Annotated in this window: 10 protein-coding genes and 1 other annotated feature; of the genes, 3 read left to right on the top strand and 7 right to left on the bottom strand. The window is 54.3% G+C overall.

From position 1 onward, the window contains the following. The first annotated feature begins 27 nt into the window (after positions 1-27). Positions 28-1,083 (top strand): chorismate synthase, encoded by a 1,056-nt coding sequence (gene aroC, locus DVH26_RS11520; RefSeq protein WP_239633827.1) that lies wholly within the window; start codon positions 28-30, stop codon positions 1,081-1,083. 52 nt (positions 1,084-1,135) lie between these two features. On the opposite strand, the gene DVH26_RS11515 is transcribed toward aroC, so the two are convergent. Both DVH26_RS11515 and DVH26_RS11510 read right to left on the bottom strand, forming a co-directional pair. Next, the gene (locus DVH26_RS11515; protein WP_239633826.1) at positions 1,136-2,971 is read right to left on the bottom strand and encodes a hypothetical protein; all 1,836 of its coding nucleotides are present in this window, start codon (positions 2,969-2,971) and stop codon (positions 1,136-1,138) included. 44 nt (positions 2,972-3,015) lie between these two features. Beyond that, positions 3,016-4,284, bottom strand: coding sequence for an alpha-L-fucosidase (locus DVH26_RS11510; RefSeq protein WP_239633825.1), 1,269 nt, complete (start codon positions 4,282-4,284; stop codon positions 3,016-3,018). Between the two features lie 192 nt (positions 4,285-4,476). On the opposite strand from DVH26_RS11510, the gene DVH26_RS11505 reads away from it, so the two are divergent. Both DVH26_RS11505 and DVH26_RS11500 read left to right on the top strand, forming a co-directional pair. Next, positions 4,477-5,001: a GNAT family N-acetyltransferase gene (locus DVH26_RS11505; protein WP_239633824.1), complete on the top strand. Its 525-nt coding sequence runs from the start codon at positions 4,477-4,479 to the stop codon at positions 4,999-5,001. An 80-nt stretch (positions 5,002-5,081) separates the two neighbouring features. Continuing rightward, a complete protein-coding gene (locus DVH26_RS11500) occupies positions 5,082-5,987 on the top strand; it encodes an SDR family oxidoreductase (protein ID WP_239633823.1) in 906 nt (301 codons plus the stop codon). Between the two features lie 79 nt (positions 5,988-6,066). Here DVH26_RS11500 and yidC read toward each other — a convergent pair whose 3' ends face one another. The 5 genes from yidC to DVH26_RS11475 all read right to left on the bottom strand — a co-directional run bounded on the left by yidC (position 6,067) and on the right by DVH26_RS11475 (position 13,382). Then, entirely contained in the window at positions 6,067-6,885 is an 819-nt protein-coding gene (gene yidC / locus DVH26_RS11495) for a membrane protein insertase YidC (RefSeq protein WP_239633822.1), read from the bottom strand. Further along, on the bottom strand, positions 6,819-7,187 hold the full coding sequence (locus DVH26_RS11490; RefSeq protein WP_239633821.1) for a hypothetical protein: 369 nt from the start codon (positions 7,185-7,187) through the stop codon (positions 6,819-6,821). The genes yidC and DVH26_RS11490 overlap by 67 nt, the downstream gene beginning before the upstream one ends. Positions 7,188-7,341: 154 nt before the next feature. Continuing rightward, positions 7,342-9,210, bottom strand: a complete 1,869-nt coding sequence (locus DVH26_RS11485) for an arginine--tRNA ligase (RefSeq protein WP_239635340.1) — start codon at positions 9,208-9,210, stop codon at positions 7,342-7,344. A 50-nt stretch (positions 9,211-9,260) separates the two neighbouring features. After that, positions 9,261-9,487: a binding site (T-box leader), on the bottom strand. A 1,037-nt stretch (positions 9,488-10,524) separates the two neighbouring features. Next, entirely contained in the window at positions 10,525-12,618 is a 2,094-nt protein-coding gene (locus DVH26_RS11480; protein WP_239633820.1) for a heparinase II/III domain-containing protein, read from the bottom strand. Beyond that, on the bottom strand, positions 12,615-13,382 hold the full coding sequence (locus DVH26_RS11475) for an SDR family NAD(P)-dependent oxidoreductase (RefSeq protein WP_239635339.1): 768 nt from the start codon (positions 13,380-13,382) through the stop codon (positions 12,615-12,617). The genes DVH26_RS11480 and DVH26_RS11475 overlap by 4 nt, the downstream gene beginning before the upstream one ends. Positions 13,383-13,400: the final 18 nt, after the last annotated feature.

Raw genomic sequence — 13,400 nt, 5'->3', positions numbered from 1 at the left:
ACATCTCGATTTAGGAGGAACTTTATTATGGCAGGAAGCAGCTTCGGAGAACGATTCAAAATAACGACATTCGGAGAATCCCACGGAGAAGCGGTCGGGGTCGTCATCGACGGCGTAACGCCTGGGGTCGAGCTGGACGAGGCATACATTCAAATCCAGATGGATCGGAGAAAACCAGGTCAATCCTCCGTTACGACACCGCGCAAGGAATATGACAAGGTGCATATTTTATCCGGCATGTTCGAAGGGAAGACGACGGGAACGCCGCTTTTTATCATCTTGTACAATCAAGACATGCGGCCGGAAGCCTACAACGACATCCAGCATTCCTTTCGTCCAGGCCATGCCGATTATACCTATTTGCAAAAATACGGCATCCGCGACCATCGGGGCAGCGGAAGAGCTTCCGGAAGAGAGACTGCATCGAGAGTAGCTGCCGGAGCGGTAGCCCGCAAGCTGTTGGAGCGAAGAGGCGTCAGTGTTGTGGCCTATACCAAAGAAATAGGCGGAATTAAGTGCAAACAATACGTGGAAGACGAGATCGAGCGCAATGCGGTACGCGCCTGCGATCCGGAAGCCGCTGCCTTGATGATTGAAAAAATTGAATCGCTGGCGGCTATAGGCGATAGCTGTGGAGGGATTGTCGAATGCAGAATCCGAGGGGTCGTTCCCGGCTTGGGCGAGCCTGTATTCGATAAGCTTGACGCTGATCTTGCGAAGGGAATGCTGTCCATCGGCGCCGTAAAAGGGATTGAATTCGGGACAGGATTCGCCGCAGCGGGCATGCTGGGCAGCGAGCATAATGATCAGATGGATGCTTCGGGGTTTCTGACCAACCACTCGGGAGGAATATTAGGGGGGATCAGTACAGGGAACGAAATTGTATTCCGGGTTGCGGTGAAGCCGACCTCCTCTATCTCCATACCGCAGCAAACGATTCGCGTAACCGGAGAAGAGCAAACAATCCGCACCGAAGGACGGCACGACCCCTGCATTTGCCCTCGTATCGTTCCGGTCATCGAAGCGATGGCGTGCCTCGTAGTGGAAGATCACTTCAAGCGTCAAGCCGCATTGCACGGCTAATAACAGGGGTCATGGCATCCTACAGCAAACGGATTATGCAAGTAATACCGGACTAGCGGATATGCTCCACGGCAGCTTCGCCGAGTCTTTCTTTCAGCTGCTGCAAATATAAGCTCTGCGGCTCGACATGCTGTCCAAGCGAAATCCAGGCACCTTGCTCGCGCGGAGGAAATGCTTCTTTGCCTTTGGCGCCTACATGGCCGAATGACCAATTTTGCGCGGTAGGCGGCTTCTGCACCACCAGCTCCCCGCTGGTGTTCCAGGCAGTATAGAACGCGCCGGACCAGCCGTGGCCGCTTCCGTAATATTGCCTATCCTGAATGGCGATGGAGCCTCCGACATTATCGAATAGCCCGCCGACCGACCAGCGCTGATGCGGCTCAATCGTGTTATACCATTCGCTTGTGGAGCAATGCAGAAACACATTCGGGCCGCAAACTCTGGCGCCTAGTACAAAAGCATGGCGATCCTCCCGCGATGTCAGCCGCTGGAACAAGCAGCACTGGCCGTTCGCGCTGAACGGGGAGCGCCGGCCGCCGGTGACTACGCTGACCATGCTCTCGTTGGCACCGTCCTGGATCGTGATCCATTTGGAGCCCGACTTCACCGTGGCGACATCGAATCCGAAATTCGCCGCTGTAAAATCGCGAACCCAGCCGTTCTTCACATTGTGGAAGGTGATGAAATTACCGGCATGATTCTCATCTACATAATGAATCGTGCCTTCTTCCTCCACCGTAACCGTCGGATCGAATTCCGAACGGCCGCGTAGATTTTCGACGCCGACGTTCTGGATCCGGCCGTCATCCGTATAAAGCGCTATCGTACCGCCGCCCCATCGGCTCTCGATCGGACAAGTAATCGGAGCGTCAACCGTAATCCGGTTGCCATCGATTTCTGTTATCACCCTATCGAACAGCAGATCGAAGGGCTGCCATTGCTTCGTGCTGTTCGGATCGGTCGGCCGCTGGAGGATCCGGTCCATACTGATCTCTTGTATGAATGCTTCGTTCCCGCGTCTTTTGATTAACACGGAATCCCCGACCTGAAAACGGTACGCCGAATTCACCCGGAAGCTTCTCGCACCAACCGGCACATACAGATCGGCGATGTCCGTTTCGGTATTGTCGACCGGTACGGCTCCGGATTCGCCTTCAATGATGACGAGCGTCCGTCTCGTATCGCCCGTACCTAACAGTACGGTTCCCGACTCATCCGTTCCTTCGCCGCGAAGCACAATGCCACCGGTACGGATGGAGATACTCCCTTCAATCCGGTAAACTCCTTTCTTCAGCAGCACGGTACCGCGAAATCCTTGCCCATCCGCAGGCATTGCAGCCACTTTGTCGATAGCCGCTTGAATCAAAGCGCCAGCATCCCCTTCCGGCGCTTCCAATTCGACTTGTACCGGAACTTCCGGAAGGCGTACTCCACCGCCCCTATAGCCGGTACCCGAGAAATCGGGGATTGTATTCCCGAAACAGTCGGGAACGTATACAAGCTTGCCTTCCTTCCCGAGAAATACCGGCTGCAATTGTGACATCATTTCCTGCGGGGCAGCTGTAAAATATACCGTTAAAAAAACCGTGGAAAGAGATTCGGCCGTAAACGTGATGTCATAACGGTATGTACCCATCGTTTCCAGCTTGCCTTCAGGCTGCAAAACGACCGGAGTTCCTGCCGCCGCAGCTGCCCCGGCAGCCACAACCTGGCGTTCCTTCCCCGCTATGAGTACTGCCGAAATCGTTCCATCATAAAGAGGTTCAATATGCAGCGCAGGGTATCGTTCCCCTATCGGCAGCGCAGCAGGCTCTCCTATTTCCGTACACAGCAGCGGATGATCCAGCTTTGCGTTCAGTACCGGACCGGACAATGTCAATTGGCTCATCTAATATAACTCCTTCATTAACGGTTTCTAGTTCCGACAGATGCCTATTCAGCAACGTTGTCGTCAAATTCCAGCTTGATTACCATAACCGTATCTGTCAGCTCGTTCACAGGCAAATTCCGGATGCGGAGATACGGCCGCTCTCTCCAATACCACGGGAGCAAATCGACGCTGAACGGGAGCTCCTGACCGTTATTCAGCAGCACGGCTCTGCGGGGAGCGACATTTAGCGGCTTTAACACTACTGCATTACTCTGCGTATCGCGGTACAAATGCACGTACAGGTCGTTACCTTTACGCGTAAGAAGAACATGATCCCGTTCGACTCTATGCTGAGAGCCCGCCATGACAATTTCATCTTTGCCGGCCATATCGGATGCAGGCACCGTGTCTTCGAAGGCTTCCTTCACCGACTTGTACCATGCTCCGATTGTGCGCAGGGCCGTCACATTTTCCTCCGCAATCGTACCGTCCGGCTTCGGGCCGACGTTCAGCAAGTAATTGCCGCCCATTGCCAAAATTTTATCGATGCTCTGCATAATAAATTTGTTGCTGTAGTAATCCTCATCTTCCCGGTAACCCCAGCTTTCACGTCCCAAAGACTGGCACGCCTCCGTCGGCTTGCTGAAGGCTCCCCCTTCGGGCACATGGCGCTCCGGCGTATTGTAATCCCCTTTGCCTGGTCCGCGGTCGTTGATCAAGATACCGGGCTGGACGGAACGAATCCACTCGTTGATGCTTGGATCGTAATGCTCCGCCACATTCACGTCCCAGAACAGCTGATATATTTTGCCGTATTTCGTGAGCAGCTCTTCCAGCTGATTCCTAACGAACATGTAATATTTGTCGATATCCGGATCGTCGCCGGGTCTTGGCCCGAACATTTCATGATGACGGCCCTGATTAGGATAATTCGGGTGATGCCAATCCGGGCAGGAGTAATACAAGCTGAGAGGGAAATTTCTCCGATGACAAGCTTCCGCCAGCATCCCCAAAATATCTTTGCCGTACGGCGTATTCATAACATTGTAGTCCGTGTGCGACGTATCCCACATGCAAAAGCCGTCATGATGCTTGGTCGTGAAGCAAATATATTGCATGCCTGCTTCTTCGGCCAGATCAAGCCACGCGTCGGGGTCGAAGTCGATCGGGTTAAACTGATGTATCAGCTGCTCGTACTCTTTCCGTTTCACCGATCCCCGCCACAAAAGCTGCTCATGCCAGCCTGGAATCGCATACAATCCCCAATGAACGAACATGCCGAACCGCCGTTCGAAAAAAACGTCTCTTGCATCGTTAAACTTTGGAATCATCGCTGCCCCTCCTATTAAAACGTTTTCAACGTAATTATAAGCCAGCAAGCTGCTCATAGGAATGTCCAAAGTTGATGCTTATTTGCACAATCATAAGATAAGCGGCGAAAATAACCTCTTGTGCGTTGGCCTGATTGCTGTATAATACTGGGAACCGGATTGCAGTATATCCAACATTCCGGAGGGATTTGTATGAACAAGAAAGTATCGTTAGTACGACCTGCAGTGGAGCTGGAAAAGGAGTACAAGTCGTTTTACCGGGAGTGGCAGGACAGCGGCGAGACGATGATTCCGTATGTAATCCGGGCGGATCCAAGTGATTTTGCAGCGATGGTGCAGAATCTTCTGGATAGTGAGAGGGGCGAACGCTTACCCGAGGGACGGGTACCCGATTCAACCTACTGGCTTGTTGACGAAGATCGTACTGTCATTGGGGTCGTGAATATACGGCACAAGCTGACGGAGAAGCTGCTGCAAAGCGGCGGCCATATCGGGTACGGCATCCGGCCGTCCGAACGGCGGAAAGGCTATGCAACCGAGCTGCTGGCCCTTGCTCTTGATCAACTAAGGCGTTTTGGCGTTGCAAAAGCGTTGGTCGTGTGCGATGAAGACAATATTTCGTCCGCGCGGACCATTTTAAGAAACGGCGGCATACCCGATACCGACTTTGTAGAAGAGGACGGAAATGTCGTCAAACGGTTTTGGATCGAGCTGTAACAGAAGGCATCTTGTGCACCCCATGCTGTAATCGCGCATACACTATCCCGTGATAATGACCTATTTTACGGGAGGACGCTATGAATCCGTATCCTGGATATCCCTATTACAGTAAAGAAATGGTGTGCGAAGAACAGCCGATAACGTTTCCGCCGCAGCACCAAAATCAGCAGCCCGGCTTGGAATATCTGATGAATCCGCGCCCTTTGTTTGAAAATCCTGAGTATAAAGGAAGCGGTAAGCTGGCGAACAAAGTCGCTATCGTTACCGGAGGAGACAGCGGGATCGGGCGCGCGACATCCATTGCTTTTGCAAAAGAAGGCGCCGACGTCGTAATCGTCTATTTATATGAGGTTCCCGATGCGGACGAAACGAAGCAGCGAATCGAACAGCTGGGCCGGCGGTGCCTCGCCATCAAGACCGATTTGCGCCACAAGTCGCAAAGCGCCCAGGTCGTTTCACAGACGCTGCAAGCTTTCGGCAAACTGGATGTGCTGGTCAACAATATAGGGGTACAGTATCCCCAGCAAAGCATTTTGAATATTTCCGAGGAGCAGCTTCTTCATACGTTCCAAACGAATATTTTTTCCTTCTTCTTCATGACGCAGGCCGCCCTTCCCCACCTCAAAGCAGGCAGCTCCATCATCAATACGGCTTCCATCACGGCTTATCAGGGAAGTAAAGAGCTTATCGACTATTCCTCGACAAAAGGTGCCATCGTAACGTTCACCCGCTCTCTGTCGATGTCTCTGGTTGATCAACAGATCCGTGTCAACGCAGTGGCACCCGGCCCGATCTGGACGCCTCTTATCGTCTCCAGCTATTCGGCAGAGGAGGTTTCCCGGTTCGGCTCCGACACGGCCATGAAACGGGCAGGCCAGCCGTTCGAGCTCGCGCCGGCTTATGTGTACTTGGCTAGCGACGATTCCCGTTTTGTAACGGGCGAAACGATTCATGTCAACGGAGGGGCTTTCATCACCTCCTGACTGACGACTTGCGATACGGTAAAAAGGACGGCCTCTATAATAGGGACCGTCCTTTGTTTCATTTCAATACGTTTTAGGATCAGCCGTTCTGATTTTCCGGCGTCAGAGGCTGTTCCTGTACGGAATAAAGCCGTTTGGCAAGCAGCGTTTGCAGCAGAACGAAGATTCCGCCGACAGCCCAGTACAACGGCAAAGCGGCCGGGGCGCTGAAGGAGAAGATCCCCATCATAATCGGGGAAAGATAGCCGAAGATCTTCATCTGACCTTGCTGTGCCGGATCCGTACCGATAAGTGAGACGCGAAACTGCACATAATAGACTGCAGCCGCAACGAATGGCAGAATGAAGTCCGGCGAGCCGAGCTGAAACCACAGAAATGAATGGTCCGCGAGCTCCGGCGTCATTTTGATCGCATAGTATACTCCCGACAGGATCGGCAGCTGAATGAGTGCTGGCAGACATCCGACCGCTAGCGGATTGACCTGATGCTTTTGATACAGCTGGAGCGTTTCCTGCTGCATTTTGGCTTTGGCTTCGGCCGAATCCTGACCCTTGTATTTCTCCTGAAGCTCCTTCAATTCCGGCTGAAGGGCATTCATCTTTTGCTTCATCATATGCTGGCTGCGGTATTGTCTCATCATAAGAGGGAATAAGGCAATTCTCACAATCAGCGTCAATATGATCAAGGCAAGCCCATAGCTTCCATCGAAGAAAGAAGCGATGTGCTGTATCAAATACGAAAAGGGATAGACGATATAGTGATTAAAGAAGCCTGGCGTATTGGCGTCGATAGTGGCGCTCGGGCCTGTTGCACCGCATCCGGTTAAAATAATTAACGCGGCAATCGCTGCAAAAAAGCCGTATTTGGTAAATCGGGTGAATCCATTGTTCTTTTCCATTGTAATCCTCCTCGTTTGGTTAGCTGAATATGTCCAAACGAGGAAGCGTAGTCGTCCGAATCACCCTCCGGCGCTTCTTTGCGCTTCACTTTCCTTGCCAGCCAATGATGCATCGTTCTTCTGCCAAGCGCCTGCTTGGGTAACGGAACGTGCACGATCCATACCGCGTTATGCCGGAACCGGCTTTCCGTTAATCCTCTGTGTACAAAGGCCGCATAAACATAGCCGAGCGAGCAGATGATACCGATAGAAAATAAATAGGGGAGCAGCTCGTGCACGACGACATCCTGGATTTCGATCAATGGATTCACCTCCTTGTCTGTTATATAAGTATCACTATACTCTACGATGGACAGTTAGCCAATGTTTCAGCCAAAAGTTGTCCATTGTGCTAGAAGCAAGCGGACAAACTTATATCTTTAACCGAATCCGGCCTGCATCCGAAATCAAAGTCTATTACATGGTCCGCGGCGCAGGCAAGCCCAATATTTGCAAAGCATCTTGCAGCGTATCCTTGAAGCGGCTCGTGATCCAGAGCCTGGAATCCCTCTTTGCGCTATCCGCCTTCCAAATCGGGCATGTCGCATAAAAATGATTGAACAGCGTAGCCAGCTCATGCGCATAAGAGCATATCATATTCGGCGCGAGCTCCTTTGCCGCTATGTCCAGCGTTTCCGGCCAATAAGCAAGCTGCCTTAGCAGGGCGGATTCTTGCTCGTTCAAGCCGGCGAAGCCTTCCCGTTCATCATTATTCCGGCTTCCGGTATCTTCTTTCATTTTGGCTAATATGCTGCACGCTCTTGCGTACGAATATAACAAATACACTCCTGTATTCCCGGAAATTTCGGTTGCCTGGGCCAGATCGAAGACCACCTCGGTCTGCAGGTGAAACCGGAGCAAATAGTATCGCACTGCGGCCGCAGCTATCGCGCGGCTCGATAATCCCGCCTTCTTCCGAGACCGCTTTGAATCGATGACCTGCTCCATATGAGCGAGAAAATCTGCAATCTTAACACCGATTCCTTGCCTTCCCGACATCGGGTAAGAATGTTTTCCATCGCTGACATCGACGCCAAGACTTTCCGCCGTGTCGCGGCTTAAGGAAACAACCCCGTAGCTGACATGCTTCAGCCGCTCCGCCTGCTTGTCATAACCCAGTGCCAGCAAAGCTTGCTTGACCATCGCTTGCGGATATTCCTGCCTATGGTCAATCACGTTAATGACCGTGTCGGCTCGGCCGAGGTTCTTTTTGCGGCCCTTGGGATCCGTTGTATAAAGGCCTTCGGCGAACTTTTGGTAGCGGAAATCTTTGTCGAGCAGCCCGAATTTCCATAGATGGTATGCGATATCTTTGGCGGTGTAGGTCAGAATGCCGTTGGATCTCACAAGCACTTTCTCGGCATGAAACTCCGCAGCCTCACCTTGTTGCTCCTCCTGCTTAAGTACCCAGCAGCCTTCCAGCTTCCCTTCGGTCTCCTGAACGAAAACCGGCGTCTCTTTAAGCAGCGCAAAGGCGCTCGACCAGAAGCCCTCTCTGACTATATTACTTTCCCACACGAGCACGTCGTACCCAATGCCGAACTGCTTCATTTCCTCCACATGCTCTTTAACGATTCGCTCCGCCACGAGCAGTCCTGTCCAGGCTATGCTCGAGCCGCCTTTTTCCAGCTCATGCAGCACGCGGGTACGCTCCAATTGTAAATCCGGCTGTTCCTTGTACGCTTTGTTGACTTCGGCATACACATCCCAGCAAAAGTCACCGAAACGAGGATAATCTCCTTCTATCGTTGTACGATGTATACCCACTACCGTATCCGCAAGCTGATTGCCCAAATCGTCGATGTAATTATGCACTTCGACCTGGTAGCCGGTCCTTCGCATCAGCCGCGCCAACGTATCTCCGATACAAGAATTTCTTAAATGTCCGATGTGCGCCGATTTATTGGGATTGATAGACGTATGTTCAATAACCACCTTATCGGACGATGAGCCGACATGCAGCTCCAGCTCGTCAGCTTGCGTGGCCCACCGGCTCCAATCGACATACAGATTGATAAATCCCGGTCCCGCCACTTCCATGCGACTGATCAGAGAACGGATGGCCGGCTGCTGCAGCTTCGATATCAGCTCTTGAGCAATGGCGGCAGGCGCCCTCTTAAGCGGCTTGGCCAGCAGCATGGCCATATTCGTGCTGTAATCGCCGTGCTCCTTGTTCGCCGGATGCTCGATGACGATTCGGAGCCCCTCGGGCCGTGCCGTTTCGGAGGCATTGAGCAGCTCCTGCATGCCGTGTTCCAGCTGTTGGGCGATCAGTTCATTCAACATCATGACAATTCCCTCCTTAGTCTGTGAAATGCAAAAAGCTCCCGTCTCCAATTAGAGACGAGAGCTGTTAGTTCCCGCGGTACCACTCCATGTGCAAAACCGTACGGTTTTACCACTTTGCCGTTATAACGGTGCTCAACCGGATTTGCCTAATTGCTGCAATTTTCGGCAAATCATTTCCTGGGTCCGTTTCATCCGTGACATCCGTACCGGCTTCCACTATCCCCGGCTCGCTGCGACTGCACGTCAGGATTACTCTCCCAATCATCAATATTCCTTGTATAACCCATTGTTTAAAATAAGTTATACTGGAAAAGTTTGTGCGTGTCAAGCGGGCGGGCGCGGGGGAGCGGGGTGTAAGTCGGTTTCAGACTTACGGAGGCGCGGAGACGGGGTTTGGCGAGCTGTAAGACGGTTTTTCCGTCTTACAGCTGGGTTTCACGCACGCGAGCGGGCTGTAAGTCGGTTTATCCGACTTAGGGAGGCGTCACATCGCGTGGAGACGGGCTTTGGCATGCGGTAAGACGGTTTTTCCGTCTTACTGCAGGGTTTCACGCACGCGAGCGGCCTGTAAGTCGGTTTTTCCGACTTACGGAGGCGAGGCACCGCGTAGAGCCGGACTTTGGCGAGCGGTAAGACGGTTTTTCCGTCTTACAGCAGGGTTTCACGCGCGGGAGCGGGCTGTAAGTCGGTTTTTCCGACTTACGGAGGCGTCACACCGCGTGTAGATGGGCTTTTGCGTGCTGTAAGAAGGTATTTCCGTCTTACAGCAGGGTTTCACGCACGCGAGCGGTCTGTAAGTCTTTTTTTCCGACTTACGGAGGCGTCGCACCGCGTGGAGACGGGCTTGGCATGCGGTAAGACGGTTTTTCCGTCTTACAGCTGGGTTTCACGCACGCGAGCGGCCTGTAAGTCGGTTTTTCCGACTTACGGAGGCGTCGCACCGCGTGGAGATGGGCTTTGGCATGCGGTAAGACGGTTTTTCCGTCTTACAGCTGGGTTTCACGCACGCGAGCGGCCTGTAAGTCGGTTTTTCCGACTTACAGAAGCGTTACACCGCGTGGAGCCGGGCTTTGGCGTGCTGTAAGACGGTTTTTCCGTCTTACAGCAGGGTTTCACGCACGCGAGCGGGCTGTAAGTCGGTTTTTCCGACTTACGGAGGCGTCGCACCGCGTAGAGCCACTCCCCGAGCGCGCAGCGGCAAACCCATCCCGCCGTCCGCGCGCCGGGCTCAACCTGCCGCCATGCAGCCAAGCTGCGCATGTCGGCAATTCGCGGGCGATGGGGCTCACCAACGCCTCCATCGCGCTCCGATTACTGCCGTTCCAGCCGAAGGCCCTGAACGGAATCCAGCACCGCGTGCCATATTCCGTTCCGGAACGATATGGCAGCGGACTTCGCCTGGCCCCCAGACGACCCTGGGGCCGGATGCTCCCCTTCCCCGGACAGCCAACGGATATCCGCCGGCATGCTGCTGTCGCTGTACACCGTCACGAAGGCTGCCTTCGTGCCCCGCTGGCGATGGAGCAATCCGTCGATTGTTCGCGCCGGGTTATCCGCCGTGCCTGGCGTAGTTGCAAGAAAAAGCTGCGACGAATCCGCCGACAGTGCGGATAAGGCAACGCCCTGTCCAGCCGGCCCGGACATTTCCACACGGCATACTTTGCCGCTTCCGTCTTCCTCCAGAGGCTGCCACTCGGAAACTGTCCGCACATAGCTGTACGCTCCCTTATCAGAGAGCGATCCTACATGGGACCGCCACTGACCGCCTCTGTACACGGCCGACAGCTTAGGACTGTGCATCCACCAATCAATCACCGCTTCCGATTCCAGCTCCACTTCATACCAGTCGAGCAGCCACTCGTCCGTCAACAACAAGTGCCTGTCAAGCGTACATCCGTCGTAGGCTCCGCGAGAACGAAGCCACGCATACGTCCCGTCGCCCGTTTCATCGAATCGGACCAGCTCGCCCGTATGAGCCGCCTGCGATGCTTGGTTCACAACGATCGTGTTGTGGCTCGCCGTGCAGGCATACCAGTCCTTGCGGGTTACGGAGCCATACGGAACCATGCCCAGCTCCGGCGCCAACCAGCCGTCCCGCCCAGCCAACGTCAAATGCAGCTTGTCATAATGGCCGTGCGAGCCGCCGTGCGGGCCGAAGTCGGCGAAGAACGACAGCACCCCGCCCGGCCGTCTTCCGATAACGAAGCCCGAAGGCTCCAAGAGGACGGACGAGCCTCTCAAAGCCGCAGCCGCAGGTGCAGCCTCCGGGTCCGAATCGAGGTAGCCGTCCAGCTCCTCCCGGCCATACAAAATGGCCTCCAGTCCCGCGCGCTCCGGCTTGCCGTACATTTGCCGGTAAGCTTCCTTCAGCATCGGCACATAATCCGCTTTGCCGAATCGGCTCAATCCGATTTCTACCGTCTCGGCGATTTCTCTCGCATACGGAATCCGCTGGTACGGGCCGTCATGGAGCGCAATGAGCTCGCCCTGTTCGTTGGCTAGCAATGCCATGACATCGAGCATCCCTTCCAGCGACTGCCCTTGCTCACCGCGAATGCCGTAAAGCTCTATGCCAAGTCTGGCAGCCATCTCGACGACGATGAAATACGCCCGGAGAACGAAAACATGATAATAGGTGGCACCCTCGTATTCCATATGGTCGGCTTTTACGCCGATCGTCAAATGGTGCTCAAGGCCCGCTTCCCCATGAACCAGCTCCGCAAGCTTGTCCTTATCGCGCTTCAAGGCATAGATTCCTGCGAGAGCCGCATTCAGCCAAGCGGTGTAGTTGCTTTCCGGCTTATTCTGCTCCTTCACCAAAATATGCCGTGCCTGCGTCATGCTCTCCTCCAGCATGGAAAAGAACGTGTCCAGCTTCGGCTGGCCATCATGAAACGCATACCCCTCATCCAGGAGCAGCTGGCAGGTGCGGATCAGCGTTGTTGCCCAGATCGCTTCGGTGAGCGCCTGATGGAACGCGCGGCCCTTGAGCATCCAGCCTTCCGCCTCGGGATGAATCGGATACTGCGGGAACTGCTCCGCATACCGCAGCAGGATGCTCGCGCTCCACTCCGCGAACCGGTTATCGCCCGTCCCGGCGAACACGGCGGCTGCTTGGAGCGCATACCGTGCATAAGACTGGTGCTTCATCACCAGCCATGCCCCTCGATACGGCTCGCCATGCAGCCGGCAGCCGTAAGGACAGACAAACTCGTCCGCATCCCGCTCCTGCGGGTCGAATAGCAGCTCCGTATGATGCTCCGGACATACGTACTGATGCCACCAGCCGCCCGGCTCTACGGGAATAGCCAGCGGCGAAGCCATCATCGGCTCCAGCTCGTCCTTAAGCTGCCGCAGCACGTCTTTCGCCCAACGATAACGTCCCGTCTTCTCCGATATTCTCATCGCATGAACATCCCACCGTTAATCTCGATGGTTTCTCCCGTCAAGTAATCGGATAGCGAAGAAGCAAGGAACAGCGCCGTATTCGCGATATCTTCTGGTACGCCCTCACGGCCGAGAGGAATGCCTGCCACGGTCGCCTTACGCGCATCCTCCGAGGTGAAGGTCGAGTGGAACGCCGTTTGACCGATAAAGCCAGGCGACAGCACGTTAACGTTGATGCCATGAGATGCCGCTTCCTTCGCAAATCCTTTCGAATAGGCGATCACAGCCGCTTTGCTGGCGGCATATACCGATGCGCCCGGGCCTCCGCCGTTATGGGCGGCCAAGGACGCCATATTGACGATTTTGCCGCGCTGCTTAGCGATCATCCCCGGAAGCACCGCTTTGCACATGAACACCGTGCTTTTCAAATTGACATTCATAATTTGCTCGTAGCCTTCCTCCGTCATTTCCGCATTCGGGATCCGCTTGATCATATGGCCGGCATTGTTGATCAAAATATCAACAGTTCCGCCAAACGCACCCTCCACACGGCCGATTAATGACTGAATTTGCTCGACGCTCGTCAAGTCCGCCTGGAAGCATTCCGCTTCTCCGCCTTCGCCCCGAATCGACTGCACCGCTTGCTCTGCGGCTTCCCGTTTGCTCAAGTAGTTGATCGCGACTTTGGCACCGGCTTGCGCCAGCTTGCGGGAAATTGCGTATCCGATTCCTGCGTTCCCCCCTGTCACCAATGCGATCCGTCCTGTCAAGTTTGTCGTAATCATAGCTATGATGGCCTC

The organism is Paenibacillus sp. H1-7, assembly GCF_022354825.1.
Classification (GTDB): Bacteria; Bacillota; Bacilli; order Paenibacillales; family NBRC-103111; genus Paenibacillus_S.
This window is presented reverse-complemented; position numbering and strand designations above follow the sequence as displayed.

Bases quoted from the DNA above. Each gene is read 5' to 3' on its own strand.
- DVH26_RS11500 (WP_239633823.1), top strand. From the start codon at position 5,082: ATGAATCCGTATCCTGGATATCCCTATTACAGTAAAGAAATGGTGTGC.
- DVH26_RS11485 (WP_239635340.1), bottom strand. From the start codon at position 9,210: ATGTTGAATGAACTGATCGCCCAACAGCTGGAACACGGCATGCAGGAG.
- DVH26_RS11510 (WP_239633825.1), bottom strand. From the start codon at position 4,284: ATGATTCCAAAGTTTAACGATGCAAGAGACGTTTTTTTCGAACGGCGG.
- DVH26_RS11505 (WP_239633824.1), top strand. From the start codon at position 4,477: ATGAACAAGAAAGTATCGTTAGTACGACCTGCAGTGGAGCTGGAAAAG.
- DVH26_RS11480 (WP_239633820.1), bottom strand. From the start codon at position 12,618: ATGAGAATATCGGAGAAGACGGGACGTTATCGTTGGGCGAAAGACGTG.
- DVH26_RS11515 (WP_239633826.1), bottom strand. From the start codon at position 2,971: ATGAGCCAATTGACATTGTCCGGTCCGGTACTGAACGCAAAGCTGGAT.
- yidC (WP_239633822.1), bottom strand. From the start codon at position 6,885: ATGGAAAAGAACAATGGATTCACCCGATTTACCAAATACGGCTTTTTT.
- aroC (WP_239633827.1), top strand. From the start codon at position 28: ATGGCAGGAAGCAGCTTCGGAGAACGATTCAAAATAACGACATTCGGA.